Annotated in this window: 23 protein-coding genes; 10 read left to right on the top strand and 13 right to left on the bottom strand. The window is 43.4% G+C overall.

Annotated elements, in window-relative coordinates:
* Positions 1 to 26: 26 nt before the first annotated feature.
* The 6 genes from MSG93_RS00730 to MSG93_RS00705 all read right to left on the bottom strand — a co-directional run bounded on the left by MSG93_RS00730 (position 27) and on the right by MSG93_RS00705 (position 4,355).
* Positions 27 to 362, bottom strand: coding sequence for a DUF3325 domain-containing protein (locus MSG93_RS00730; protein ID WP_324620638.1), 336 nt, complete (start codon positions 360 to 362; stop codon positions 27 to 29).
* Positions 362 to 2,059 (bottom strand): PepSY-associated TM helix domain-containing protein, encoded by a 1,698-nt coding sequence (locus MSG93_RS00725; protein WP_324619082.1) that lies wholly within the window; start codon positions 2,057 to 2,059, stop codon positions 362 to 364. The genes MSG93_RS00730 and MSG93_RS00725 overlap by 1 nt, the downstream gene beginning before the upstream one ends.
* Before the next feature lie 4 nt (positions 2,060 to 2,063).
* Complete coding sequence (locus MSG93_RS00720; RefSeq protein WP_032873115.1) at positions 2,064 to 2,411, bottom strand: hypothetical protein; 348 nt, start codon at positions 2,409 to 2,411, stop codon at positions 2,064 to 2,066.
* 322 nt (positions 2,412 to 2,733) lie between these two features.
* Positions 2,734 to 3,444: a metallophosphoesterase gene (locus MSG93_RS00715; protein ID WP_324619079.1), complete on the bottom strand. Its 711-nt coding sequence runs from the start codon at positions 3,442 to 3,444 to the stop codon at positions 2,734 to 2,736.
* Entirely contained in the window at positions 3,434 to 3,649 is a 216-nt protein-coding gene (locus tag MSG93_RS00710; RefSeq protein WP_262768347.1) for a hypothetical protein, read from the bottom strand. The genes MSG93_RS00715 and MSG93_RS00710 overlap by 11 nt, the downstream gene beginning before the upstream one ends.
* 16 nt (positions 3,650 to 3,665) lie before the next feature.
* On the bottom strand, positions 3,666 to 4,355 hold the full coding sequence (locus tag MSG93_RS00705) for a FadR/GntR family transcriptional regulator (protein ID WP_324620637.1): 690 nt from the start codon (positions 4,353 to 4,355) through the stop codon (positions 3,666 to 3,668).
* Between the two features lie 96 nt (positions 4,356 to 4,451).
* Between MSG93_RS00705 and MSG93_RS00700 the strand changes: the two genes are divergently transcribed.
* Positions 4,452 to 5,351, top strand: a complete 900-nt coding sequence (locus MSG93_RS00700) for an ATP-binding protein (protein WP_324619077.1) — start codon at positions 4,452 to 4,454, stop codon at positions 5,349 to 5,351.
* Between the two features lie 65 nt (positions 5,352 to 5,416).
* Here MSG93_RS00700 and MSG93_RS00695 read toward each other — a convergent pair whose 3' ends face one another.
* Both MSG93_RS00695 and catM read right to left on the bottom strand, forming a co-directional pair.
* On the bottom strand, positions 5,417 to 6,682 hold the full coding sequence (locus MSG93_RS00695) for an OprD family outer membrane porin (RefSeq protein ID WP_324619075.1): 1,266 nt from the start codon (positions 6,680 to 6,682) through the stop codon (positions 5,417 to 5,419).
* A gap of 293 nt (positions 6,683 to 6,975) precedes the next feature.
* Positions 6,976 to 7,893 (bottom strand): cis,cis-muconate-binding transcription regulator CatM, encoded by a 918-nt coding sequence (gene catM, locus MSG93_RS00690; RefSeq protein WP_005229202.1) that lies wholly within the window; start codon positions 7,891 to 7,893, stop codon positions 6,976 to 6,978.
* A gap of 104 nt (positions 7,894 to 7,997) precedes the next feature.
* On the opposite strand from catM, the gene MSG93_RS00685 reads away from it, so the two are divergent.
* The 9 genes from MSG93_RS00685 to MSG93_RS00645 all read left to right on the top strand — a co-directional run bounded on the left by MSG93_RS00685 (position 7,998) and on the right by MSG93_RS00645 (position 18,829).
* Complete coding sequence (locus tag MSG93_RS00685; RefSeq protein WP_199974979.1) at positions 7,998 to 9,107, top strand: muconate/chloromuconate family cycloisomerase; 1,110 nt, start codon at positions 7,998 to 8,000, stop codon at positions 9,105 to 9,107.
* Between the two features lie 14 nt (positions 9,108 to 9,121).
* Positions 9,122 to 9,412 (top strand): muconolactone Delta-isomerase, encoded by a 291-nt coding sequence (gene catC / locus MSG93_RS00680; RefSeq protein ID WP_005229200.1) that lies wholly within the window; start codon positions 9,122 to 9,124, stop codon positions 9,410 to 9,412.
* Positions 9,413 to 9,532: 120 nt separating this feature from the next.
* On the top strand, positions 9,533 to 10,453 hold the full coding sequence (gene catA / locus MSG93_RS00675) for a catechol 1,2-dioxygenase (protein WP_324619069.1): 921 nt from the start codon (positions 9,533 to 9,535) through the stop codon (positions 10,451 to 10,453).
* A gap of 121 nt (positions 10,454 to 10,574) precedes the next feature.
* Positions 10,575 to 11,258, top strand: a complete 684-nt coding sequence (locus MSG93_RS00670; protein ID WP_324619067.1) for a 3-oxoacid CoA-transferase subunit A — start codon at positions 10,575 to 10,577, stop codon at positions 11,256 to 11,258.
* Between the two features lie 2 nt (positions 11,259 to 11,260).
* Positions 11,261 to 11,914, top strand: a complete 654-nt coding sequence (locus MSG93_RS00665) for a 3-oxoacid CoA-transferase subunit B (protein ID WP_324619065.1) — start codon at positions 11,261 to 11,263, stop codon at positions 11,912 to 11,914.
* 600 nt (positions 11,915 to 12,514) lie between these two features.
* Positions 12,515 to 13,723: a 3-oxoadipyl-CoA thiolase gene (gene pcaF, locus MSG93_RS00660; RefSeq protein WP_324619063.1), complete on the top strand. Its 1,209-nt coding sequence runs from the start codon at positions 12,515 to 12,517 to the stop codon at positions 13,721 to 13,723.
* Positions 13,724 to 13,738: 15 nt separating this feature from the next.
* On the top strand, positions 13,739 to 14,545 hold the full coding sequence (pcaD, locus tag MSG93_RS00655) for a 3-oxoadipate enol-lactonase (protein WP_324619061.1): 807 nt from the start codon (positions 13,739 to 13,741) through the stop codon (positions 14,543 to 14,545).
* Positions 14,546 to 14,679: 134 nt separating this feature from the next.
* A complete protein-coding gene (locus tag MSG93_RS00650) occupies positions 14,680 to 16,089 on the top strand; it encodes an MFS transporter (protein WP_324619059.1) in 1,410 nt (469 codons plus the stop codon).
* 325 nt (positions 16,090 to 16,414) lie between these two features.
* Positions 16,415 to 18,829 (top strand): penicillin acylase family protein, encoded by a 2,415-nt coding sequence (locus MSG93_RS00645; protein WP_324620636.1) that lies wholly within the window; start codon positions 16,415 to 16,417, stop codon positions 18,827 to 18,829.
* A 62-nt stretch (positions 18,830 to 18,891) separates the two neighbouring features.
* Here the strand turns inward: MSG93_RS00645 and MSG93_RS00640 are convergent, their stop codons facing one another.
* The 5 genes from MSG93_RS00640 to feaR all read right to left on the bottom strand — a co-directional run bounded on the left by MSG93_RS00640 (position 18,892) and on the right by feaR (position 26,892).
* A complete protein-coding gene (locus tag MSG93_RS00640; RefSeq protein WP_324619057.1) occupies positions 18,892 to 20,379 on the bottom strand; it encodes an NAD-dependent phenylacetaldehyde dehydrogenase in 1,488 nt (495 codons plus the stop codon).
* Between the two features lie 44 nt (positions 20,380 to 20,423).
* On the bottom strand, positions 20,424 to 22,031 hold the full coding sequence (locus tag MSG93_RS00635; protein ID WP_324619055.1) for a GMC family oxidoreductase: 1,608 nt from the start codon (positions 22,029 to 22,031) through the stop codon (positions 20,424 to 20,426).
* 66 nt (positions 22,032 to 22,097) lie between these two features.
* A complete protein-coding gene (locus MSG93_RS00630) occupies positions 22,098 to 23,375 on the bottom strand; it encodes a hypothetical protein (protein ID WP_324619053.1) in 1,278 nt (425 codons plus the stop codon).
* A gap of 83 nt (positions 23,376 to 23,458) precedes the next feature.
* Positions 23,459 to 25,774 (bottom strand): primary-amine oxidase, encoded by a 2,316-nt coding sequence (gene tynA / locus MSG93_RS00625; RefSeq protein WP_324619051.1) that lies wholly within the window; start codon positions 25,772 to 25,774, stop codon positions 23,459 to 23,461.
* A 203-nt stretch (positions 25,775 to 25,977) separates the two neighbouring features.
* On the bottom strand, positions 25,978 to 26,892 hold the full coding sequence (gene feaR, locus MSG93_RS00620) for a transcriptional regulator FeaR (RefSeq protein ID WP_324619049.1): 915 nt from the start codon (positions 26,890 to 26,892) through the stop codon (positions 25,978 to 25,980).
* Positions 26,893 to 26,951 lie beyond the last annotated feature (59 nt).

Here is a 26,951-nt window from a genome sequence, read left to right as displayed (position 1 = left end):
TTGGTTGAACGCCATGCGCCCCAGCTTTACCTCAATGTCACAATCAGTAGCAGCGCAAATAGAACTATCACGATCAGATTAGTCTGCAAAAGCTTTTTAGGCTGGTAGGTCAATGCAAGTCCCACTGCCAAAGCCGCAAAGCTGGTACATCCCAACCATTCGGATAAACCGATTGAAGCACCTTTCACATAAATCATGATCAACGCAGAAATGAGTAGAATGACCCAGCCTGCAATTTCAAAAGCCCGACTCATTTGTGCTGAAACCGGAGAGCTAAAGATATCGCGCTGATGTTTATTCATTCCACACGCCAGACTCGATAGCGCCACCACGGCAACACACCACAACATCCATGCTGCCATCATGCCTGCTCCTGTGCCAACTGAGCCTTAGGCTGTTTTTTCTGCTTAACAGGTAGACCTTGATAACGCTTTAATTTGTAATAAGAATAGATAAAAATCAGACCTAAAATAATGCAGACCAGATCAAAACTGGCAATCATCCATTGTCCATGATAAATACTCATCCATAAGGCCTGTCCACCAGTAAAAACGTTTAAAAACGGTATAAACAGGAACATGGCAGCCGCCAACGCAAGTTGCTCTAGCCACGCTACACGATGTGCCCGAACAGCAGCATGTATCAAACACAATAACCAGACACTAAAGAACACATTAATTTCTAGCGGCGAACGCTCTGCGAGTTGGGCAGGGATAACACGGTTGGCAAAGAAATACGCTGCGCAGGCAATCGGTAGCCCTGTAATCGCCGTAATATTCAGGACCTCAACCACACGATGGCCAAAGGATTTATAACCTAGTTTTTGTACCTCTGGAATACGTTTTACCACCCACAAAATCAATCCGGAAGCGATCATCATCGTGCCTAAGATGCCTGATAGAAATAATAACCAGCGTAAGACCGAATCGACACCCCGTGCCATATGCAGCCATGTCACCAAGGTATAAATAGCTTTGGATGCTGAATTTACAGGCTGGGCTTCATCGATCAGTTGTCCTGTTAGCGCATTAAACTTGAGTGACGGTACACTTTCCCGATCCAGCAAGGTCGTGGCATGGGTTGCATTAAATTGTACATCCGCTTTTACCGTATTCGGTTGATTCACCCGAACCGAGGCAATCGGATTATCCCCCCAACCGTGTTGAACCTGCTGGCTTAATGCCACTAGGTTGACCATGGGTGCTGCTGCAAGCTTGGGCACGACTTGTTCAGCTTCGGCACCACGGCCACCACCTCGATTGCCACGTCCTTCTTCTGCGGCTTGTTTCTGTTTCTGCTCTGCCAGTAAACGTGCCTGTTCAGGTGTTTGCGCTACAGGTTCATTTAAAATCTGGTAGAAGTTCCGGACATTGCCATAGTGCGTGTTCATTGCCCATGGCATAAACAGATGCATCAATAACAACAGCCCACTAAAGGTGATCATCAGATGAAAAGGCAAGGCAAACACGGCGGTTGCATTGTGGGCATCCAGCCATGAACGCTGGCCTTTGGCTGGACGGAAAGTAAAGAAATCCTTGAAGATTTTTTTATGGGTAATAATGCCACTGATAATCGCAACAAACATGAACAAGGTTGCAATACCAACAATCCAGCGCCCCCAGATGCGCGGCATACCGTACAGTTCAAAATGAAAGCGATAAAGGAAACCACCACCCCGGGTTTCTCTGGCTTTAATTTCCTGCCCCGTTTGCGCATCCAGATAGATTTCGCCGCCACGGCGACGTCCCTCACCCGGCTTGCGGACATTCAGCATGATCGCAGGCTGTCTTTCATTGGCAAACCGGATATTCCAGCTCTCGGCAGCTTGGCCTTTCTGATTTAAATATTGCAAGGCATAAGTTAATTGTTGTTGCTGCGAAGTTGTATTTACTGATTGATGCAGCTCCGGTTTCATCCACACCGTGATTTCATTTTGAAAAAAACTGAGTGTGCCTGTGAGAAAAACTGCATACAGCAACCAACCCAGCAACAGACTGGTCCAGGTATGTAACCATGACATCGATTGGCGTGGGCCTTCATTTTTACCATCAACACGCATGAGCTTACCCTTTTAACAAGCCATACATGACGGTCATGATCAGGCTAGGAATAATGACGCCCAACCAGACTTTCAGGGTCGAGTTGACCATGAATATCCAGATAAACAGGATGCAATGCACCACGAAAGCCAGCATGGTTGCACTAAAAACCGCATTCGCTCTGGATGGCTCAGATGAAAACAAGCAACCGATCAGCATTGCCGCAATCGCAGCAAAATAATAGCCCCCAAAAATTGCGAGTACAAAACGTGAAAAAATCATCAATCGATATCGAATCAATGAGGACGGTGCAACCTTCTTTTTTACCACCCTTGTGCTGCTCACCAAGGGTACAGACGCTTCAATAGACATAAACAACACCGGACAAAATGACATCAACGGAAATGATGTCCACCTTTATATAGAGCCATGAAAATACGGATGATTTAGCCGATAACCTATGCAACACCCCATCTCATGTGCATGGTATTTGATCTGGTAATGCCAATGGCAAACCTGACCAAGCTTAAATCAGCCTTAAAAAATCAAGGCATCATAATCAAAATCAACAAAAATAACAATAATAATGAGAATTAATCTCATTTTAATCTTAAGGTTAAGGCATTTTGCTAATCGAAATAGAAAATTTGGTAATTGAGGTAAAAAATATATGAGGTTTAGGTCGATTCGGGATTTAAGGACTGACCTGCAGGATTGTCAACTGCTGGCTTTGATAAGCGCCTGTATCAATAAAGAAGCAATTATGTTTTTGCAGCACCTCGGCAACAATGGTATGCCCCAGATAAATCTCATCAATATTGCGGACCTGGCCATATTTTTGCTCATCCCTGATTCTTGACCTTCCCCATAATACAGGGGCATAACTGGCCTGATCGGCATGATCGCTTAACTCAAGGGTTTGCTTAAGCAGGTTCCAATCATCTACGCCAATATCGCCATGTGCGATGCCCACTGTTTTATGAGCAAAATTCAACTGGATCAACACAGGCAATTGTTTGAGACACGCGATAATCTGGGCCTGTTGTTGTGGTTTTAACTGGTAGAACCATTCTCCGCCATATTTTTGATGCAGCTTTTTAAAATAAGGATGCTGACTCCCCTGAATACATAACTGCTCGTGATTGCCGCGTACCATCCTGAACCAGTGTTGTTGCAATAACTGCAGGCATTGCCAGCTTTCCGGGCCTTTATCGATCAAATCTCCCACGCCAATTAGCAGATCTTTTTCAAAATCAAACTGCAGTTGCTTAAGTTGATGCATCAATAGCGTATAGCAACCGTGAATATCGCCCACCACATAGACCTTTTGATGATCTGGCGCGATATATTGCACCCGTGGCCATGCTTCAGAAGCTTCTCCATATACAGCGATTTTAGGGCTCATCATTTGCCCCGAGCTGCACAATGTCACTGTGAATTAACAGATGTCGTGAAGGAAAATAAAATTGATAGGCCAAGGCATAGCTGTTAAAACGTGCCAGTTGAGTTTGCTCCAAGGACCAGAAATAGGCGGTCATGCCAGCTTGTTGCCGCTGATTTAAAAAATACGATTTGCCAAAATGCCGGGATACAATAATAAAATCTTGCATAACTGTTTCGATCGACTCAGCGGACTGAATAATCACTGGTCTGTAGCGACAGCAATAAGGGATCAAGCATGGCTTTGGCAATTTCAGCCGCCTGCGACTCAGACTGTGCCTGTATGGCATCGACCAGTTGGGCATGAATAGTTTGATCCGGATCGGGTAGCTGGCTATTGGTCACCAGTTCAAAGGTGTATTGATAGCTGGAGTTGAGAAAATATTCATAGGTGGCATACAGCGCCTGATTATGGGTGGCCTGTGCAATAGCCAAATGCAGCTTTTTATCGCTCAGCATAAACTCAGCCACATCACTGGCATCCGTTCCAGCCCGTGTATTTAGGCATGCCAGAATATTCAGCAGATCAGTTGCATCGCGGTTTCTGGCTGCAAGTTTTGCAATTTCAATTTCCAGAACACATCTGACTTCGAGATGTTCATACAACGCTGACTGTTGAATGGAGTGAATCATACTGGAGAAATCGTGTTTGCTACGAACAAAGGTTCCATGCCCCTGTTTAACTTCCAGAATACCGAGATATTCCAATATCTTAATGGCTTCTCGAATGGTATTGCGTCCCACCCCCAGCCCTTGAACCAGTTCAGGTTCTGTCGGAATTTTATCATTGACCTTCCACAGTTCGGTCTGGATATTCTGACGGACAACCGCAATCACTTCGTCAACAAGCGATCTTTTCTGGATCTGTTCGATCATTAAAATTTCTACTGGCACTCAAAAACATCCAATGATACTATCATCCTATGTTTAAATTTTCAAATGCACACCGTGTCATCTCTCAGGGTAAAACTTATGGAATTAAATCAGACGATTTTCAGTCTTATCGGTGAAATTCAGAAACTGACCCAGGCGATTGAGAAAATTGCCAACCATCAGGAAATCTCACTGGAAGTACTGGATCAGGCCATCGCATTCCGATGGGAAAGAGAAAACAATAAAGGTCACCTGATTCCAATCCGTAAACCCCAACTGCTCTCGTTTAAGAATCTTTGTAATATTGACAACCAATTGGCCAAAGTAAAGCTGAATACAGAGGCCTTTGCCAAAGGATTATTGGCCAATAATGTGCTGTTGACAGGTTCACGAGGGACGGGAAAATCATCAATTGTGAAAGCCTGTTTAAATGAATATCACCAGTACGGCTTACGGGTGATTGAGCTGGAAAAAAAATATCTTGAAGATCTTCCCAAGATTATCAATCTGCTCAATGAACGCGATGAACGCTATATTATTTTCTGTGATGATCTGGCCTTTGAAGCAGGTGATAGCAGTTATGCAACCTTGAAAACCGTATTGGATGGCTCGCTGGCCACCAGTTCAAACAATACCCTGATTTATGCCACCTCGAACCGTAAACATATGGTCGCGGAATATAACAAGGACAATACCGAGATCAATCAGAGCGAAAATGGTGAGTTGCGTCCGGGTGATAGTCTGGAACAAAAGATTTCTCTGGCTGACCGTTTTGGTCTGCAAATCAATTTCTATGGCTTCAGTCAGCCCGAATACCTGAAAACCGTGCAGTTCTGGTTAAATGAATACCACTGGCAACAACAGGAAAACTGGGACAGCTTACAGTTAAAGGCCATTCAATATGCCACCCAACAAGGCAATCGTTCTGGTCGAATTGCCAATCAATTTGCCAAAATGATTGTCGGCCAGGAAATGTTGCAATCGCAAAATCTGTCTTAAATCCTGTAGCACTGCAGTATCCCCACCTGAACAGCAATACTCTTGCTCAGGTGGGCAACAGATCATTAAAACTTATGCGTGTAGGTGGTCATGATGCGGTTTTCAACAAAATCTGTTCCAGGATTGTTGCCTGCGCCATATTTGATATCAGCCCGAATATGTCGCCATTCAAAGCCGAGACCTTTGAGTTTACCTTCAGGGATGCTGTAATTGATGATGACATTTTTCTCGGTTTCTTTATTGTCCTTGAAACCTTCCCGATAGATTTCACTACCATTTAAATAGCGTAGCGTCAGTTTTAATCCGGGGATACCCTGCTCTTTAAAGTCATAACTATATAAAACATGCCAGGTCAATTCTTTGGCTTTATAAAAGGCAAGCGCAGACCAGCTCTGTAAATAGGCTTGTGGCACATAACCGTTTAACAAAGGAATATTGTCTTCGCCCATATGCTTTTGCAGACCGGTCAGAATGGTATGCGGACCATTCTGCACACTGGCTTGCAGCCCGATTGATTGCGTATCGATATCGCCGAAATAGGCGTCACCATCTTCTTTATAGTTAAAATAGCGGGCATCTACTTTTAACTTGCTGTTTTTAATCTGCTCTGTATAGGCCACATTGATATAGTGTTGTTGATAAATATCTTGCAGTTGTCCAAACCAGTAAGCCCCGGATAAATTCGGCGTGAAATTATAGTCCAGACCTAGAAAATTGAGTCCATCACTTCTTTTCGCCGGATCAGTCGAGTTGCCTAATGTGAATTTTCGATACTCGTCATCATCACGGGCATTCACATGGGTAAAACGGCCCGCAGATACTTTTAAATTCTTGATCTCTTTGCTTTCCAGCATTGCACCGGCATAAGTCGTAACCAGTTGCCGTGAGTCATCAATAAACAGTACCGGTGTTTTAGGAAAAAGTTCCCCCACTTTCAATTCGGTATTGTGATATTTCAATTTTAAGGTCGCACCTAATTTTAAGTAATCACGTTCCTGACGGCGTTCATGCTGATCATATTTAAACACGGTATCCAGCCGTTCATCATTATGGTCATTCAAACGCAATGCATATTGAAAACCTAAATCCAGACCGACTTGAAGCGGTGTATCGGTATAGCCTGACTCAAACCGCCCTGATAAGCCTTGTGACCAACTGCCCAGGTCTTGATTGGTGCCTTCAAAATCACGTTCGACATAGAAATTTCGTAAATAAATACTCTTTTCACTGTCCTTTAAAAAGTCGGCATAAGCCGCATTGACATTGAGACAGCCAAAAAGCGTATATAACGCCACGCGCTGGGCTTTATACAGCCTATTCGGTATTAACATGGGAAATCCTTTCCTGAGTTTTTAAAATTCTTGTTGCTGTAAATAAAGTTTCACAACTTGCCTAGTCCTGCAGACCTGAGCTCCATTTCTTTTAAATATCCGGAAATTCAAGAAAATATCTTTAAAGAAAGATTCAGGCTGGATTTATTATTTGAATAATTAATGTAATTTTCCATAGATAGCGAAGTATATAGTTATACCTTTTAAGTCTGGTTTTAGCTGTAGACCATCGTATCGCATTAAAAAAGCGGTCTTTAGGACCGCTCTAAACATAATTAATTTTTGGATCTGCCTTAATCACCATCCAGTTGTATCGGTATTCCCTCTTCTTCAAATACCTGCTTAATACATTCTAGTATCTGCGGCAAATACGGACTCTGATCCATATTGCGCACCGCCAGTGAAATCGGGGTATAGGCTTCCAAATCCAGAATCGGAATATAGACCAGATTTTTCATGCCAATATCGCTGGCACTCTCCGGAATAAGACAAATGCCCTCGCCAGAAGACACCAGCCCTAAGGCCATATGAATTTCACGTACCTCGACCATATCTTTGGGTACCAATCCCAAGTCAGTAAAAATTGACTGGATCAACGTAGAGAAATTCGGTTTTTGTGTGGCGGGATAAGAAAAAATAGGCTCATCAATAATCTGCGACAGGTAAATCCCCTGATCAATAAACCGGGTTAAATGATGATTTTTATGGATGGCTAATTTGAGTTTTTCTTTACGCAATAAAATCCGTTTTATTGCTGGATCGCTGATTCTAAGACGTCCAAAACCCAAATCAATTTTACCCAGTTTTAACGCTTCAATCTGGTCTTTGGTGCCATGTTCAATCAGTTCGACCTGAATCTCGGGATGATTTTGGCGAAATAAATAAATCACCTGCGGTAATAGCGCATACAGTAAGGAGCTGACATAACCAATACGCACGATCTTATTAACTGTGCTAATGCGTTTTGCCATGGAAGCCGCTTGGGCAGTGTGGGTCAAAATCTGCACCGCATGCTGATAAAAGAACTGCCCCGCTTCTGTGGTTTTTACTGGACGTGAACCACGTTCAAATAACAAAATGCCCAGTTCCTCTTCCAGCTTTTGAATCTGACGACTCAAAGGGGGCTGCGCAATACATAACTTTTCCGCCGCTTTGGTAATGCTCTGTTCCTCGACCACCGTCACGAAATAACGAAGATGTCTTAATTCCATTTAATATACCTTTTAAGTATCTAAAAATACCAAATTCAGCCTAGTTCTAAATATTACATTAATTTAGGGTATGTAAACAGGCAAAGATTGAAGAAATACCAAAGATGTATAAATCCATAGAAACCTTACTTGTCGAGATTCCAACCATCCGTCCGCATAAGATGGCGGTTGCAACCATGCAAACCCAAACCTTGGTACTGATTAAAATCACCACAGCAGATGGTTTTACCGGTTGGGGCGAAGCAACGACCATTGGAGGGTTAGGTTATGGGGAAGAAAGTCCTGAAAGTGTCAAAACCAATATTGAGCAATACTTTTCGCCATTGTTAAAAACACTGGACGGTTTTAATGTGGCTCAAACCCTAAAAACCATTCAGCAAAATATTAATGGGAACCGTTTTGCAAAATGTGCCATCCAGACAGCCCTATTAGATATTCAGGCACAACGTCTGGGATTGCCGCTCAGTGAAGTTTTGGGTGGACGCTTACGTGATAGCGTACCTGTGCTGTGGGTACTGGCTTCGGGCAATACCGAAAAAGATATTGCTGAAGCAGAAAAAATGGTGGCACTCAAACGCCATAATATTTTCAAGTTAAAAATCGGTTCACGTCCGGTGGAGCAAGATGTTGAACATGTGCTGGCCATTAAAAAAGCCTTAGGCAAGGACGTTTCAATCCGTGTCGATGTCAATCGTGCCTGGTCTGAACTTAATGCGATTAAAGGGATTCAAATGCTTCAGGATGGCGGTGTTGATCTGATCGAGCAACCGTGTGCAATTCACAATATTGATGCCATGCAACGTCTGACCCGTAAGTTTGATATTGCCATTATGGCGGATGAATCGTTAACTGGTCCGCAAAGTGCTTATCAACTGGCAAAAACCAATGCAGCCTCAGTGTTTGCAGTCAAAATTGCCCAATCTGGCGGTCTGATTGAAGCCTGTGATGTTGCCAAAGTCGCCAATCTGGCAGGGATCGACCTGTATGGTGGCACCATGCTGGAAGGACCTGTAGGGACGATCGCTTCTGCACATGCATTCTCTACTTTTAGTAATCTTGCAGCAGGAACTGAACTGTTTGGCCCACTGTTACTCACGGAAGAAATTTTAAAAACACCGCTTCAATATGGCAATTTTGAGCTCAAACTGCCAACAGGTCCCGGCCTCGGCATTGAACTGGATCAAGACAAAATCGACAACCTGCGTCGTCAATAATTCAAGGAGTTGACATGCTTTTCCACGTACGAATGGATGTAAACATCCCGCTGGATATGCCAGTTGAACAAGCCAATCAAATTAAAGCCGTAGAAAAGGCTTATTCTCAAGATTTACAACGTCAGGGCAAATGGCGTCATATCTGGCGCATCACGGGACAATACTCAAACATCAGTATTTTTGATGTGGAAAGTAATGAGGAATTACACAATATTTTGCAGGGATTGCCTTTATATCCCTACATGAATATCGAAGTGATGGCCTTGAACCGTCATCCCTCTGCCATTCGTGAAGATGACAGCTAAACGCGCATAGCCGGTAAAGTGAAAAACAGGATTTGAACAAGGAATGTGGCAAGCCAAGCAAGCAGTAAAAACAGCAAGTCGGTAAGCCACCAAAAATTATCATACTTCAGGAGAATATGTATGAACCGTCAAGAAATCGATGCACTGGTTAAAAAAATGAATGTGGATACCGCGACAGGTGACGTCAATCCACGTGTACAACAAATTGTGGTTCGTCTGCTCGGTGACCTTTTTCAGGCGATTGAAGATCTGGACATCTCACAAAGCGAACTATGGAAAGGTCTGGAATACTTTACCGATGCAGGTCAGGCCAATGAACTGGGTTTATTGGCAGCAGGTCTAGGTCTTGAACATTATCTGGATTTACGTGCCGATGAAGCCGATGCCAAGGCAGGGATTACCGGTGGCACACCACGCACCATTGAAGGCCCACTCTATGTTGCAGGCGCGCCTGAATCTGTCGGTTTTGCCCGTATGGATGATGGTTCTGAATCGGATAAAGTCGATACCTTATTCATCGAAGGAACCGTGACTGATCCTGAAGGCAATATTATCGAAGGCGCTAAAGTTGAAGTGTGGCATGCCAACAGCTTAGGCAATTATTCATTCTTTGATAAGTCACAATCAGACTTTAACTTGCGCCGTACCATTTTGTCTGATGCCAACGGTCACTATGTCGCGCAAACCACGATGCCTGTCGGTTATGGCTGCCCACCAGAAGGCACCACTCAGGCATTATTAAATCAGTTAGGCCGTCATGGTAACCGCCCTTCTCATGTGCATTATTTTGTGTCTGCGCCGGGTTATCGCAAATTAACCACACAGTTCAATATCGAAGGCGATCAATACCTATGGGATGACTTCGCATTTGCAACACGTGAAGGCCTCATCGCAACTGCGGTAGACGTAACTGATGAAGCCGAAATTGCCCGTCGTGGTGTGAATAAACCATTCAAACACATTACCTTCAATGTAGAACTGGTGAAGGAACATGCCGGTGTACCAAGTTCAGAGGTAGAACGTCGTCGCGTTGGTGCTTAATTTTCTAAAAAATGACTGTGAGCTATTCATTAGCTCACGGTTTTTAAATTTCTATGCATATCCGTTTATAGCGAAACTGGTATGTATAGAAATTTGAAAACATGGATAAAAGGTTGGCCTTATGATTGATAAAAGTACGCTCACATTGACTGAGGCACTGTCACAGATCAAGGATGGCGCAACCATCATGATCGGTGGCTTTGGCACTGCAGGACAACCCGCTGAACTGATTGATGGATTGATCGAACTCGGCATCAAGGATCTGGTGATTGTCAATAACAATGCAGGCAATGGCGATTACGGTCTGGCCAAACTGCTCAAAACAGGTGCGGTTCGTAAAATCATCTGTTCCTTCCCGCGTCAGTCAGATTCATGGGTCTTCGATGAACTATATCGTGCCGGCAAGATTGAACTGGAACTGGTCCCGCAAGGCAATCTGGCCTGTCGTATTCAAGCCGCAGGAATGGGCCTTGGTGCCGTATTTACCCCAACAGGTTTCGGTACTTTATTGGCAGAAGGCAAAGAAGTCCGTCATATCGATGGCAAAGACTATGTACTCGAATATCCGATTAAAGCCGACTTCGCACTGATCAAGGCCTACAAAGGCGATCGCTGGGGCAATCTGGTCTATAACAAATCCGCCCGTAACTTCGGCCCGATCATGGCAATGGCCGCAGATGTCACCATTGCACAGGTGTCTGAACTAGCTGAACTCGGTCAACTTGATCCTGAACACATTATTACCCCTGGAATTTTTGTCCAGCATGTGGTCGCTGTCGATGCAGCCAATGGCATAGGAGCATAAACATGAGCTATCAGAAACTAAGCCGTGACCAGATCGCTGAACGTGTCGCACAAGATATTCCCGATGGTGCTTATGTCAATCTCGGCATCGGCCTTCCCACCAAGATTTCCAATTATCTTCCAGCCGATAAAGATGTATTCCTGCATTCGGAAAATGGCCTACTCGCATTCGGTCCACCTCCTGCCAAAGGTGAGGAAGATCCTGAACTAATCAATGCAGGTAAAGAATATGTGACCATGCTGACGGGTGGCAGCTTTTTCCATCATGGTGATTCCTTTGCCATGATGCGTGGCGGACATCTGGATATTGCGGTACTCGGTGCATTTCAGGTGGCGGCCAATGGTGATCTGGCCAACTGGCATACCGGTGCAGCAGATGCCATTCCTGCAGTAGGTGGTGCCATGGATCTCGCGGTCGGTGCCAAGAAAGTATTTATTACTACTGATCACACCACCAAGCAAGGTGAACCGAAGATTGTTGAAGCACTCACTTATCCGGCAACGGGATTGAAATGTGTCGATCGGATTTATACCGACTTGTGTGTGATTGATGTGACTCAAGACGGTTTGAAAGTGATTGAGAAAGTCGAAGGTTTGAGCTTTGAGGCGTTACAGGCGTTGACGGGTGCGAAACTGATTGATGCGACGCAAGGATAATGTTTACACAGCCAATAATTACGGGTTCAAGCAGAGGCTTTTTGTATAGGTATTGCCTTACTTTTTAAGGATAAAAAGTAACAAAAATCCTTTGTTAGACTGATGGTATATCCATATACCACAGTCTAACGGGCGGCATCCATGCCGCCATCGCGAAATGCTTATGGGAAAGTCTCAGATCGAGATTTTCACATATTCGAAGATAAATTGAGAGTTGCTATCGTGATTGGCGACAGGGATGTCGCCCCGTTACTCAGCACAACAAGGAAGTTGTGTCTGAGTAACAAAGGTTTTTGGTCACTTTTTAAAAAAGTGACGAGAACTAGCGATGTGTATTGGATTAAGCACCTTAAGACTCCGTCGTGACTAACTCTTATGAATGAAAGCGAGTAATACCATCACTGCCGATAAATGAAAGTGATTTTCGAAAACCGTTTGTATAGGCAATACCTTACTTTTGAAAGGTCAAAAGTAACAAAAACCTTTGTAGGACTGATGGTATATCCATATACCACAGTCCAACGGGCGGCATCCATGCCGCCACCGCGAGATACCTACGGAGAATGGCTGGAAGGCCTGAAGTAAAGGACAAGATTTAAAATGAAAAACGCTTATATCATTGATGCCATCCGTACCCCATTTGGGCGTTATGCAGGCGGTCTTGCACCTGTCCGTGCTGACGATCTGGGGGCAGTTCCAATCCAAGCACTCATGCAGCGTAACCCAACTGTGGATTGGCAACAGGTGGATGATGTGATCTATGGTTGTGCCAACCAAGCAGGTGAAGATAACCGTAATGTGGGGCGTATGTCAGCCTTATTGGCAGGCGTACCTTATCAGGTGCCTGCTACCACAGTGAACCGTTTATGTGGTTCATCACTGGATGCCATTGCCATGGCTGCCCGTGCCATTAAAGCCAATGAAGCCGACCTGATTATTGCAGGTGGTGTCGAAAGCATGAGCCGTGCGCCTTATGTGATGGGCAAGTCAGACAGTGCCTTTGGCCGTAGTCAAAAAATTGAAGACACCACCATGGGCTGGCGTTTCATCAATCCAAAGCTCAAAGACATGTATGGCGTGGACAGCATGCCACAAACCGCAGAAAACGTGGCGGAACAGTTCAATATCAATCGTGCCGATCAGGACCAGTTTGCGCTTAACAGTCAGCAGCGTACTGCAACGGCGCAAGCCAAAGGCTTTTTTGCCCATGAAATCGTGCCTGTCAACATTCCTCAGCGTAAGGGCGATGCTCTTGTGGTGGATACTGATGAGCATCCACGTGCCTCAACCACATTGGAAGCCTTAACCAAACTTAAAGGTGTAGTTAAAGCCGAAGGTACTGTCACGGCGGGTAATGCTTCTGGAATTAATGACGGTGCTGCTGCTGTGTTGATTGCGTCGGACGAAGCGGTAGAAAAATACCAGCTCAACCCACGCGCCAAAATCATTGCGGCTACCACAGTTGGGGTTGAACCACGGATTATGGGTTTTGCACCTGCACCTGCGATCAAGAAACTGCTGAAACAGGCCAATCTCACGCTAGAACAAATGGATGTGATTGAACTGAATGAAGCTTTTGCGGCACAGGCTTTGGCGGTAACCCGTGATTTAGGCTTGGCGGATGATGATGCACGGGTTAATCCGAATGGCGGTGCAATTGCCTTGGGTCATCCCTTAGGTGCCTCTGGTGCGCGTCTGGTGACCACGGCCTTAAACCAGCTTGAACAGATCAAGGGGCAGTATGCCTTGTGTTCGATGTGTATTGGTGTCGGTCAAGGGATTGCCTTGATTATTCAACGTGTTGATTAAAATAAAGGAAGAATAATGTCAGTTTTTCAGTCTGCCGATGCGCAAATTCACTATCAAACCTTTGGCGATCCCAACGCCCCTGCACTGGTGTTTTCCAACTCTTTGGGGACCAACTACGGGATGTGGCAACAGCAATTCAATTATTTTAAACAACGCTTTTATGTGATCTGTTATGACACCCGTGGTCATGGGTCTTCTTCTACCCCATCAGGTCCATATAGCCTGCAACAACTGGGCGAAGATGTCATCCATTTACTGGATCATTTGCAAGTTGAAAAAGCCAGTTTTTGTGGGATTTCCATGGGTGGGATCACTGGCCAATGGCTGGCAATTCATTATCCAGAACGATTTAGCCACGTGGTGATTGCCAATACTGCAGCAAAAATTGGACAGGAACAGGCCTGGCTGGATCGCGCCCAGCTGGTTCGAAAGCAAGGTTTAGGTCCTATCGCCACTACAGCAGCTTCTCGCTGGTTTACAGATCCCTTTATCCAAAGTCATCCTGCCATTGTCAATAATCTGTGTAACGACTTAAGTGCTGGCAACGCAGACGGTTATGCCAATTGTTGTGAGGCTTTGGCTAAAGCGGATGTCCGAGATCAACTCAAAGACATCCATCTCCCTGTTTTGATCATTGCCGGAACCCAAGACCCCGTTACTACCGTTGCAGATGGACAGTTTATGCAACAGCAGATTGCAGATGCCCAACTGGTACAAATCAGTGCCTCACATATTTCCAATATTGAACAGGTCGATGCATTTAATCAGGCAGTATTCAGCTTTATAACCACTACCGAATTGAAATCAAGCGCTGCTTCATAAGCAGCGCTTGATCGTAGAACTAAAAACACGCACCACCTGAATAAGCTTTGCCAAAGAAATATATTTATTTAAATCAATGGTAAGCCATTATTTTTAGACCAATATGTCTTGGGTCTCTGCATAAGGATCATGCAATGCATAATAACAATTCACAAAATAAAACGGTTTCAGCATCCTTATTATCTTCTGCAAATAGGCAACGGGCTTGGCTTATTACCGCCCTGCTGGTGCTGTTTCAGATGATTAATTTCGCAGATAAAGCTGTTTTAGCGCTTGTTGCCGAACCCGTCATGGCTGAGTTGGGACTCACTGCAACTCAATTTGGTTTTATCGGCAGTGCCTTTTTCTTTTTATTTGCAATCTCAGGAATTACGGTGGGCTTTCTCGCAGAAAAAGTTCAAACCCGCTGGCTACTGTTGATCATGGGCGCAAGTTGGGCACTATTACAGTTCCCCATGCTCTTCGGTGGGGGGTTAACCACCTTATTGATTACTCGGATTGTACTCGGTGCAGCAGAAGGTCCTGCTTCTTCCATATTTTTGACGCATGTCCAAGGTTGGTTTGAACCCAGTGCCCGTGGTTTCCCAAGCAGTCTGGTCGCTTCAGGAACCATGCTTGGCCCCATTATTGCAGCACCTATTTTAGCATATATCATTGCGCATCCGGATTGGGGCTGGCGTTGGGCCTTTGGCTTTCTCGGTATTGTCGGCATCATCTGGAGTATTTTATGGCGTTGTATCTGTAAAGAAGGCCCTTATAGTCATTTTCATCAAGCCCAAACTTCAGCAGCTTCCTCTATTCCTGAAAGCAAAGAAGCTGAGACCAGTCGCCAAAACATCATAGATTTTGTAGATCAATTAAAACCTGTCCCGATTTTCAACGTATTTTTTTCTCAAATGTTTATTGCTGCCTTGCTTGCCGGTTTAGGATGTTTTTGGTCTTTAGGTTTTTTAACCACTTGGGCAGTTAAATATATTGCATCAACCCATCAATTCGCACCTGAAATGATTGCTTTTATTTCCAGCTTTCCGTGGATTTTAGGCGCCATCACCTTGGCACTTGCTGGCTATATTTCAAAGGTACTTCTACAAAAACGCCAAAGTGTTCATGTCGCTTTTGGGGTTATTTTTGGCTTACTGCTGTTATGTTCAGGTGGTGCCTTTTATATGCTCCCTTACTCAACGGGAAATCTTAATCTGATCCTGATTACGGTAGCAGCCGGATTTTCGATGTGTTTTCCGCTGGCGACCATGACCGTCAGTTATAGTGTATGCCCGCAGCAACGTGCCGCAGTTATGGCAACACTGGTGGCAACCGCATCTATAGGCGGAATGATTTCCCCAACCATGATTGGATATTTGATGGATCACGCAGGTTATATCAACCCGGGTAAAGGCGTTCCGCTTAGTCCACAGATGATAGAAAATTTAATCATGGGTATGAATCAGGGTTTTAGCGCTATAGGTGTTTATCTGATTGTGGTGGGAATCCTCAATATGGTCTATCTCAACCCGGATCGGCTGGCTAAAAAATTACTGTGCTAATCATTGTTGTATCCGTAAATCATCTGAGTCAGCTCAACAGACCTAAATGTTTTTTGTTTTGATTTTTTTCATATCAATCTTTCAATCAACCGATAAAAGCCTTGTCTTATAAAGTATAAAGATATACCCACAAGGTAATGGAAAATTACATAGATAAATCATCATAATTTTATTTAATGAACAAGGCATGTTCATGGGTATATCTCGTCAGCTTCCAGCAGAAGATTGACTCGACATTACATTTAAACAATAGCAACAATAAGGATCGTTAAAATTGATCAAGCATTCCCCCTTTTATAAACCGACTGTGCTGAAAAATGGAATCATGGCATTAGGTTGCGCCTTTCTCATCGGCTGTCATTCATCTTCGAATTCAGAAGTGACACCGCCCAAAAATTTAATCACCATCAAACGTGATAGCTTTGGTATACCTCATATTTATGCCAAAGATAGCTTTGGCCTGTTTTACGGCTATGGCTATGCGGTTGCAACCGATCGTTTATTCCAGATGGAGATGTCGAAGCGCACAGGTTTAGGTACTGTGGCTGAAGTATTGGGTCCTGACTATCTGCAATATGATATCGCCACGCATAGTCGCTTTAATCCAGAAAATATCAGACAACAAATTGCACAACTCTCACCTGAAGACCGTGCAATTTTTGAGGGCTATGCAGCAGGTTTTAATCAACGGGTCAAAGAAGTACTAGCCAATCCAGCACTCATGCCCAAAGAGTTTGTTGATTATGGCTTTAAACCCTCCCTCTGGGCATCAGAAGATATCGCCATGGTTTGGGTCGGCCTCATCCTCAACCGCTTTTTTTCAGCAAGTTCTGAGGTTTCAAATCTAGATTTACTCACCCAACTGCAAAAAGAAAAAGGGCAAGCTGAGGGTCTTAAAGTCTATCAACAATTACGTTGGCTAGATGATCCTCAAGCCCCAACCATTATTCAGTCCGAACAAGCCCCACAGTTTTCAGCACGGCAGCAAACTATCTCGAAAAAGGTGTTACCGATCTCCAGTCATGCGGCCGAAACATATTTAGCCCAAGCCCGTATTGCCATGGGAAAAAGCGTGATTGATGGTGTTCCAACAGCCAGCAATGCCTGGGTGGTGAAGGCAGATAAAACCATCGAAGGCCAGACTGTTTTATATAATGGGCCACAACAAGGCTGGTATACCCCTGCCATTACCTATGCAATTGGCCTACACGGCGCTGGCTATGACTTAACCGGAATTACCCCTGTGGGTTTACCCGCAATTTTATTTGGCACCAATGGCAAAATCGCATGGGGCTCGACCGTCGGTTCACTGGATACTAATGATGTTTACCAACTCACTTTAAATCCAAGCAATTCAAAAGAATATTTATACAAAGGCGCTTATATTCCATTTGAGCACAAACAAGTAAAAATAAAAGTGAAAAATCAGGCCGACCATATTTTAGATGTTTATCAAAGTAAACAAGGTTTCGTCAGTACATGGGATGAAAAAAATCATACCGCCTATGCTCAAAAACGGAGTTGGGAAGGTGTAGAAATTGAAAGCTTATTAGGCTGGGCCAATGCAGCCAAAGCCAGCAACTGGAATGAGTTTCTTGCCCAAGCCAAACGTGTCGCAGCTTCAATCACCTGGTTTTATGCCGATACCCAAAATAATATCGGAGTGGCTGCTTTAGGCCGTTTACCGATCCGTCCTGAAAACCAGCATATTCAGCTTCCAGCACTTGGCGATGGTTCAATGGAATGGCAGGGTTTCTACGATTTCTCACATAACCCTAAACAATATAATCCCAAAAAAGGTTATATCAGTAGCTGGAATAATAAAGCCTTTGCAGGGTTACGTTCCGATTCCTCGAATTTCTCTTATGTTGATCGTGTCAATGAACTGATTGAACCTTTAGAAAGCAAACCCAAGTTAAGCCAGCAAGAGATTTGGGACATCAATAAAACAGGTGCCTGGTCGGATCTGAATGCACGCTATTTTATTCCCTCTATGATCAGGGCCGCACAAAGTGACAAAGCCTCAACACAGGCTAAAAAAGTCGCACCACTGTTGGCAGAATGGGATCTAAAATTACGCCCAGATCGTGAAGCAAAGTATTATCAGGGTGCAGCACCAGCGATTATGCGTGCATGGCTGAATCAGATGATTGTGTTGGTGTTAAAACCGAACTTGTCTGAAAATATTTATCAGCGTTATACCGATACGCTTTATCCGGTCAATCATGATCCGCGTAGTGCCCAGCCAGCCAGCGCTTCAAAATTAATCTGGAATGCGCTGCAAGGAAAACAGGCCAGTGTTCCCCAGACGGTTGATTTCTTAAAAGGACAAACAGCAGATGATGTGGTGTTAAAAGCTTTAGAAAACGCACTGACTGAACTTTCAAAACAGTATCATTCGACTGACCCGAATGACTGGAAAATTCCAGTGGCAACCATGGGCTTTTCCAGCAAAAATTCGGTCGGTATTCCATGGGCTGATCCATCACATGAACAACAGCTCAGTACTTATGGCAATACGGGAAGTGCGACCTTTAGAGTGGTGTTAAATCCAAATCAGGTCAGCATGTGTTCAATTTTGGCCCCGGGTCAAAGTGGCTTTATCCATCAAAATGGAAAACTGGATGCTCACTTTGCAGATCAACTGCCTTTATTTGAAAATTATAAATGTAAAGAGGATGCGGTGAGTCAAAAGCAAATCGATCAAGCAGCCCAGCAAACTATCACGTTAAATTATTAGTTTTTAGTTCAACTGATCTTAAAAAACGAGGTTTGTTATTTAATGACAAACCTCATTTTCAGTTAATAGCGAATCATCACCGATTTTAATTCGGTGTAATCTTCAATAAATGCATCTGAAAACTCTCTGCCAATTCCTGAAGCTTTTACCCCGCCAAATGGAACGGATGGATCCAAGAACGTATGCATATTGACCCATAGAGTCCCTGCTTCAATTTTAGGAATTAACCGCAAAGCTTTAGATAAGTCATTGGTCCAGATACTTGCGGTTAAGCCAAAACGCGACTGATTCATCAGTTGAACAAGTTCTTCATCCGTGTCGAATGGCATCACCCCCACCACTGGACCAAAAGTTTCTTCAGAAAATAAAGGATCAGCGGTGTTTTTAAAGGAAATTAAAGTCGGCTGTACAAAATACCCTGTCTGATCTAGAGCCTCACCACCCGCAATAATCTGCTTGTTGGCTTTGGCCAGATCTAAATAATGTTTTACTTTATGAAAATGGGGCTGGTTAGCAAGTGGACCAAACATACTTGCCTCATCCATCGCCGGTCCAATTTTGAAACTAGAGAGTGCTTTAGAGAGTTTTTCGACCAACTCATCGTATTTGGTATGGTGTACAAAAAACCGCTCTGGGGATGCGCAAACTTGGCCTTGATGCACAAAAGTTGCTTGCAATAAAGTCGGTAAAATCTCATCAATATTTGCATCAGCCAAGATGGCTATGGCATTTTTACCCCCCAATTCCAGACTGACACGGGTTAAATCACTGCTCATCGCAAGTTTACCAATCGCAATACCTGTTGGGACTGAACCTGTAAATGAGACTTTCTTAACCAAGGGTGACTCAATTAAATATTGTCCCGTCTCCCCCTTACCTGTCACCACATTAATCACACCGGCTGGAATACCTGCCTCGATGGCAAGTTCGGCTAAACGTAATAAAGATAAGCTGGCAAACTCACTTGGTTTCAGCACAATGGTACAACCCGTGGTTAACGCTGAACCGATTTTCCAGACACCAATCATCAGTGAAAAATTCCAAGGCACAATCCCTGCAACCACACCAATCGGTTGTCTTAAAGTAAAGGCCGTATATTGTTCACCTTGCATAGACGGGATAGAGGGCTGCATGGTTTGACCATTAATTTTAGTTGCCCAACCCGCAAAATATCTTAAGAAAATAACAGATTGTGCGACTTCAAGATGGCGGGAAATATTGATAAGTTTTCCAGTAGATAACGACTCGAGCTGTGCAAGTTCTTCACCATATTGCTCAATTAAATCGGCGAGCTTGTTCAGTTTAACGCCACGCTGATACGGCGTTGTTTCAGCCCAAGCATGTTGAAAAGCATGTTCAGCACTTTTCACCGCACTATCTACCTCGTGTTGACTACCAATACTAATTTGAGCAACCACTTGTTCAGTTGATGGATTCACAATATCCACTTTATCTAAAAGCTCGGCAGCAACTAATTTTCCATCAATAAAATGTCCATGTTGACGTGCCATAAATTGCTGTACGCTTGCTAAAATCTGAACTTCACTCATGTTCTTTTCCTCTTTTCATTTCTAAAATGTTGTTATGACAGCAACTAAGCGACCTGATTCAAAATAAAGTCTGCACCGCGTTCACCAATCATGATGGCAATTGCGTTGGTATTACCGCTAGGAACTTGCGGGCAAATCGAACAGTCCACCACACGTAAGTTTTTAAAACCATGTACTTTAAGGGTCTGATCTGTGACCGAATCTTGCGGAGCATTGCCCATTTTGCAGCTACCCGCGGGGTGATAGACCGTTTTAATGTTCTGGCGCATCCATCGATCAATCGCTTCAATATCATCAGGATCGATATTTGCAGGCTCAATCACTTCTTTGACAATTGCTTTCAATGCCGGTTGTTGTAATAGGCGAAGTCCGGCCTGTACGGCACGGATATTTGCGTCAATATCTTCTTGATGACCTAGATAATTAGGGTCAATAATAGGTAAATCTTTGGGATCTTTACTGCTTAAACGCAAAGTCCCACGTGCTTTTGGCTGTACATGTCCGACTTTAATGGTCAGGCCATGTGCCTGAGCAACTGCTTTTTCACCAGGGGTATTATCGAAATTATCCAGTACAGGTAAAAAATGAAACTGGACATCAGGTCGACCATTGTGATTGGTGTCAATAAAGCCACCACCCTCTAAAATATTGGTGGTTAGCAATCCTGAACGGGTGAAACACCACTGTAAAAAGTGTCGTACTGCGGCTAAACCTTGGTCTTCACCGAGCAGACTATTATGGGTTGTTACTGTCGCATTCACCGACATATGCAAATGATCGTGAAAATTTTCACCTACAGGTAGGTCTTGAATACATTGGATACCCAGTTCATCTAGATGCTGTTTTGGACCAATGCCAGAAAGTAATAAAACTTTTGGGCTACCAATGGCACCAGCACTCAGAATGACTTCTTTTTGAGCCTGTACCGTAATCGGTGATTTTCCGCCAATACTATAAGTCACCCCAGTCACCTGATCCCCTTGAGTTTCAATTTTATGAACTAATGCATCCGTAATAACCGTAAGGTCTGGGTGGTTTTCGACTGACTTTAAATAAGTTTTTGAGGTACTGGCCCGAGAACCGTTTTGAGTGGTCGTTTGATAAAACCCTACACCCGCCTGATCCCAGCCATTGATATCATTGACGTAATTCATGCCCATTTGTTGAGCTGCTTTAATACAAGCAAGCGTTAAAGGATGGCGATAGCGGTTTTCACTGACAGGTAAAATGCCATCTTGTCCGTGATATTCATCAGCAAGACTTTCATTTTTTTCTGCTTTCTTAAAAAAAGGCAGCACATGTTGATACGACCACTGATTGCATTCCCATTCCGAGGCCCATAAATCATAATCCTGACGTTGACCTCGGCAATAGATCATGCCATTAACCGAGCTTCCACCTCCCAACACTTTTCCTTGTGCAAGGATCATTTTACGATGATTACAATATTTCTGCGGAACAGTCATGTATTGCCATGATTTTTGCTGGAATACTTTAACTACTGTGGCAGGGATGGTATGGAATAGACTGCTATCTCGGCTTCCTGCTTCTAATACAAGAACACGCCCTGCCTCGGCTTCTAATAGTCGTGCTGCAACCACACAACCTGCCGAGCCAGCACCAATCACGATATAGTCATATTGTTGATTCATCTGATTTCATCCTCATTTTATTTCTATCAATGCACCGCCAATAAACATGCTCTGCTTTGCCCTGATTTAATAGATGTATTGCAGAATCAACTGCGCATACACATTGGTTTTGTCATCGTAGTTTTGAGTACCACCGCTATGGATATCGTGTTTCGGTTTATAGAGACCGATTAAAGGAATAACGTTGAATTTTTGATTGACCGACCAGACCGAAAACACATCCAGCTCATGCCCATCGACATTGCCTAAAGACTTATTTACGGTTTGAAACTTATAGGCCAAAGCACCCAGCATAAAATTTTCTTTTAGATTCATACTGTAAGAAACTTGGTGAATATCTGCATTTTTATTGAATGGACCAGCATAATTTCCAGCAACTTCGCCCTGAAACCAGGTACCGAACCCAACTGTATTACCATAAAACATCGGATCATATTGGTCGGAAAAATGGCTAAAACGGTAGCCTAAAGAAGGCGTATATTTTGAGGATAAAAAATTATAGTTCAGTGCCAAATAGCCGGCATTTTCATGACCCTCTTTTTTATCTTGCACCACAAACTCAGTTTTAACTTGTAGTTCTGGCAAAGGTTGATAATTCAAGCGTAAAGCATAATTCTTAAGATCTTCACGCCCTGAAACCTGTTCAGTATCTTCAAGGTCTAATACATTTAAGTAAGTGAAACCAATGCCCTTATCTTTAAGCTGAAACATCAGATCAGTCACAAACAGTTCAGGTGAAAATTGTGCTTTATTGTCCGATTTTAAATAAGCCAGCTTTAGAGTTGTATTTTCTTGCGGTTTATACTGAAGCAAACTGGTAAAATCAAAGCTTCGACGGGCTGCCAGATAATAGGCACCACCCCGATCGAGTTTGCCATCCGCAGGTGCTTTACCGAGGTTTAACGCATCACCCGCAATGAAGAACCCGTCACCAATCATGATATTTTGTCGACCAATACTTAAATCATAAGTCGTCAACTCATCTTTGTTGGTACCGTCTTTAAAACCAATGATCCATTCATTCAGATCTGTTTTACGTTCTTTGCCATTACTGTTTTGGCCGGCATCACCATCCCCAAAGGTTGCCGAGCTGATCCCGCTTAAACTGGCATAGAGCTGATGGTTTTGAAGTGTTTGCTGCCCTTTGGCACCATATTTAAGATGACCTTCTTGCCAATTGATTCGTTCATCATCAAGGTTTTCACCGTTATAGCTTTTAGCACTACTAAAAGCCCCAAAAGTTGCTTCAAAAGTCGGTTTAACTTCTAGCTCACCTGCATGTACAGTTGAAAAAAATGAGACAAAGAGAGTCCCTCTCATAACTTGAGAAAGTAGCGTTTTCATACAAAATTCCTTTTTTGTCAGCGGGCTGCTGGACGCTCAGCTCGGGGTAACCTCAGGTTACCCTTTCTGGCTCATCTGCACTTTTAGTGATGGTCGTGCTGCGTATTTTGCTCTTCTTCACCCAAATTCAACGTCGGGGTACTATCAAAGAAATTCCACGGTTTGATCAAGGTATAAACCCACTCTGTTGGCATGATCGGCCATTCTTCAGCACGTGCCACATGGGTGGTTCCTGTAGTCATCCATACTACAAGGTCTTTATTTTCAATATTGTCATTGTTGCTAATGAATTGACCTAAGCCTGTGTCATGAGTCGAACGATTCGAATATTTCCCTTCAGGATAGCGTTCATCTGGATTGTACTGCGTCACCCAAATTTGTTTATCCATAAAGTTGAGGCGTTTGAATAGCCATTCATCCGGGGCAAAATTGGCACCCTTCGCCACTGGGTGAGTGCCACCCGCAAACGGAATCAATTGGTAAGAAACAGGATTGCCTAATTTATTTTCCTTATTGAAATTGGTGAGTAAGCGAATGGTAGATGGATCAAATTTTTCAGCCGCGTTTTGCTCATTGCTAATCACTTTACTGTCAATTTGCATCGTACTTGTACGCACACCACCTCGATCATTGGCCTTTACCACAGGGTCCATATGCATAAAGCTGTTGTTCTCTCCATCGACATCCAGATCTAAACGGAAGTTATAGATGTGTTGATGGGTAGTACCGACAATATTATGGTCAATCAGAGTGCCGTATTTAGTGTCTTCTTTGGCGGTACTGTCATGCATGGTACGGGCTTTAACGCCTTTCACCGCCTCAATTCCTGTCGCACCCGCATTAATGCCAATCACGCCATTTTGGGCAAAGACCCAGTCAAACATATAATCGTAATTACCCACCGTACTAATCCAGCGAACCACGAGTTCACGGCGGGCTTCACTGGCATCCTGATCACCAAAAATCTCTTGGTGTTTATATTCAGGCCCTGCATAGCGCTCAAAGATGGCGATTGCATTTGGAATCACTTGTGGCTGGCCTTTATAGTCAGCAATCACTGCATCCAGTAACACCGCATTTTCTGGTGCATCGGTACCCAATTGAATATTTGAGGTTAGGGTTCCCATGCCATACTCACCTGAATCCAGATAAGATTTAAAGTACCATCCCATATCTGGGTCACCATAAGGAACCACCATACCGCCCAGATTACCTTCATACATGACCTTGCGTTTTACACCTTTATCCTTATAGGTCACGGTTGAAAGTTGCAGACCTACACGAGAGTCTAGTGCGACATGGAAACACCAATTCCCCCAATGTACGGTTTGTCCTGTAATGGTAAAGTTTTTGCCTTCAGGCTCACTTATATTGAGCGGCTTAATTTTCGGTGCTTTGGTATTTTTGGTGGCATAAGGACGATCTACCATTGGCACAGGAATCATTGCCCCTTCTTCGATTTTAATAATTTTTTCTTTATCCAGATCCACCACAGCAACCAGATTTTCAATCGGGTGTGCCCAATAATTGCCATCTCCTGTATCGAGATAAGACACCACTTTTAAAACATTCAGCTGTTTATCCAAGCCATCTTTACCGCCAAAATAGCCAACGGTTAATGGATTGGTAATCACTTTCTTGACATCGGTGATGCCACGTTTCCGTAAAGCGTCCTGATATTCTTGGCTTGCTTCAATCACACGTTGTACGGTCTCGAAGTTATCCAGTAACACCATGCCGTGCGTATCTTTAAGGACATTCCATGTCGTGACTTGCTGTGTATTCAGATTCACTTCACCTTCAATCGCCTGATTGCCTTTCAATAAAATGAACGATGCCACACGGTCATCTTTATATTCTTTATGATTGATAAAGAAATCCCAGACTTTAGCCTTTTCTGGCTCTTTCAGTTTTAACTCGGCAAAACGCATATTTTTATAGGCATACTTTGAGCGATTAATCACATCAAAGGTCTTTTTGATTTCATCTGTATTGAGGCTATTGAGAGGATGAAAGGTATTTTCAACTTTAAAAGTTTGATCTAAACCCGACTGAAACACTTCATTGAAAAAGTCTTTACCAATAATAGGTTTGCCATCTTTAATGAGTAACGGGACACTTAGTTTTAATGGTTTCCCATTCACCAAGACCTGATCCGAATTAGGTTTGGCTCTGACCTGCATGGAACCTTTGCTGATGGTATAGCTATTGGTAAAATCATCTTTAACGACTTTGGCGCCCTGCTCACTCATATTTTGATAAAGCGGTACCATTTCAGCATGCCCACCATGCGCAAACGCTTGAGTATTGAGTCCCCAAAAACTTGCAGCAATGGATAGGTTAAGCGCTAATATTTTTTGTATCTCTTTGAATAACTGTTGTTTAAGCATCATCTTCATCCTTTTCTGTCTATCCCTGAACGATCTTTTATGGACCGTTAAAATGCACTTTCCAATGTGTGAAACAGGTAAGATCAACCTACGATTTTGGTTTTCTTTGATCGTTCCAACCTTCTCTTATTGATTTAATTTCAACACAGTTGCATCGGTCTAGCTTGTTCAGGAATGACCTCGAACTTGTCTAAAAATGACATCAAAAATGCTTAAGCCAACATCGTTTCCCTAAATTCTTTCGGAGAGATGCCATAGGTTTTTTTAAAGATTTTTGAGAAATGCGCACCATCCCAAAAGCCCCATTTCAAGGCAAGTTGGGTAATCGAACTTTGTTTATTCTTTTTATCCAGCAGATCTGTTTTGACTCTTTCCAAACGTTTGAGCTGTATATATTTATTAATCGATAGGTTTTCCTGCACAAATAATCGATAAAGATGCCGTAGCGACACACCAATATGTGCGGCAATGAGCTTGGGAGAAAGATCAGGTTTAGCTAAATTCTCAATAATATAGCGCTCAGCTTTTTCTAAAAGATTATCGGCATGACTCATATTTTTATAATTAATAGTCGGCTTGATTAGGGCAATCAGCGCATCTTCAAAGGCATTGCCATCTTCACTCGCATACCAGAGCTTAATATTTTCAGGCGACATATTTTTCAGAATATTCTTGAGTAAAAACCCGCTCATATTTTGGGTGATCAACTTACCAAAATATTCCGAACTAATATGCTCATTCAGTAACTTTTCCCGCGACAGATGCACCGAAATTTGACTGACCAACCCCTGTGGAAACATCGAAATGGTTTCAACAGGATCAAGTAAAACAATATCACCCTCATTCAGGTTTAAGGTTTCATTTTTATACTCGAGCAACATTTTGCCCGAATTCTGCAAAATCAAAAAACAGAAGCGATTATTGACCCGATCAACTTCATCCGCCTTTCGGACAATTTTATTGGCGTTATTTTTAATGAAAGCAATCTCGGTATCGCCCAATAAAAAACACTGCACCTCACCAATGAATAAATTACGGGTACCATCAAAATCCGTTTCAAAATTGCCGCATACATTTTTAATATGATGCGTCCAGCTTAACAGTGCATCACTTACATATTGGTTCATCCGCTCACGTCCTTGTTGCCACGGTATTCACACGTTAAATTTTTCTGTCAAATATACGT

The sequence above is a fragment of the Acinetobacter sp. IK40 genome, from assembly GCF_035615075.1.
Lineage (GTDB): Bacteria > Pseudomonadota > Gammaproteobacteria > Pseudomonadales > Moraxellaceae > Acinetobacter > Acinetobacter courvalinii.
This window is presented reverse-complemented; position numbering and strand designations above follow the sequence as displayed.

Coding starts and splice junctions, on each gene's coding strand:
- MSG93_RS00710 (WP_262768347.1), bottom strand. CDS start 3,649: ATGCAAGATTTTATTATTGTATCCCGGCATTTTGGCAAATCGTATTTT.
- MSG93_RS00670 (WP_324619067.1), top strand. CDS start 10,575: ATGATTGATAAAAGTACGCTCACATTGACTGAGGCACTGTCACAGATC.
- feaR (WP_324619049.1), bottom strand. CDS start 26,892: ATGAACCAATATGTAAGTGATGCACTGTTAAGCTGGACGCATCATATT.
- catC (WP_005229200.1), top strand. CDS start 9,122: ATGCTTTTCCACGTACGAATGGATGTAAACATCCCGCTGGATATGCCA.
- catA (WP_324619069.1), top strand. CDS start 9,533: ATGAACCGTCAAGAAATCGATGCACTGGTTAAAAAAATGAATGTGGAT.
- MSG93_RS00640 (WP_324619057.1), bottom strand. CDS start 20,379: ATGAGTGAAGTTCAGATTTTAGCAAGCGTACAGCAATTTATGGCACGT.
- MSG93_RS00630 (WP_324619053.1), bottom strand. CDS start 23,375: ATGAAAACGCTACTTTCTCAAGTTATGAGAGGGACTCTCTTTGTCTCA.
- MSG93_RS00720 (WP_032873115.1), bottom strand. CDS start 2,411: ATGTCTATTGAAGCGTCTGTACCCTTGGTGAGCAGCACAAGGGTGGTA.
- MSG93_RS00730 (WP_324620638.1), bottom strand. CDS start 362: ATGGCAGCATGGATGTTGTGGTGTGTTGCCGTGGTGGCGCTATCGAGT.
- tynA (WP_324619051.1), bottom strand. CDS start 25,774: ATGAAGATGATGCTTAAACAACAGTTATTCAAAGAGATACAAAAAATA.
- MSG93_RS00715 (WP_324619079.1), bottom strand. CDS start 3,444: ATGAGCCCTAAAATCGCTGTATATGGAGAAGCTTCTGAAGCATGGCCA.
- MSG93_RS00725 (WP_324619082.1), bottom strand. CDS start 2,059: ATGCGTGTTGATGGTAAAAATGAAGGCCCACGCCAATCGATGTCATGG.
- MSG93_RS00695 (WP_324619075.1), bottom strand. CDS start 6,682: ATGTTAATACCGAATAGGCTGTATAAAGCCCAGCGCGTGGCGTTATAT.
- MSG93_RS00650 (WP_324619059.1), top strand. CDS start 14,680: ATGCATAATAACAATTCACAAAATAAAACGGTTTCAGCATCCTTATTA.
- pcaD (WP_324619061.1), top strand. CDS start 13,739: ATGTCAGTTTTTCAGTCTGCCGATGCGCAAATTCACTATCAAACCTTT.
- MSG93_RS00645 (WP_324620636.1), top strand. CDS start 16,415: ATGGCATTAGGTTGCGCCTTTCTCATCGGCTGTCATTCATCTTCGAAT.
- pcaF (WP_324619063.1), top strand. CDS start 12,515: ATGAAAAACGCTTATATCATTGATGCCATCCGTACCCCATTTGGGCGT.
- MSG93_RS00685 (WP_199974979.1), top strand. CDS start 7,998: ATGTATAAATCCATAGAAACCTTACTTGTCGAGATTCCAACCATCCGT.
- MSG93_RS00635 (WP_324619055.1), bottom strand. CDS start 22,031: ATGAATCAACAATATGACTATATCGTGATTGGTGCTGGCTCGGCAGGT.
- MSG93_RS00700 (WP_324619077.1), top strand. CDS start 4,452: ATGGAATTAAATCAGACGATTTTCAGTCTTATCGGTGAAATTCAGAAA.
- catM (WP_005229202.1), bottom strand. CDS start 7,893: ATGGAATTAAGACATCTTCGTTATTTCGTGACGGTGGTCGAGGAACAG.
- MSG93_RS00705 (WP_324620637.1), bottom strand. CDS start 4,355: ATGATCGAACAGATCCAGAAAAGATCGCTTGTTGACGAAGTGATTGCG.
- MSG93_RS00665 (WP_324619065.1), top strand. CDS start 11,261: ATGAGCTATCAGAAACTAAGCCGTGACCAGATCGCTGAACGTGTCGCA.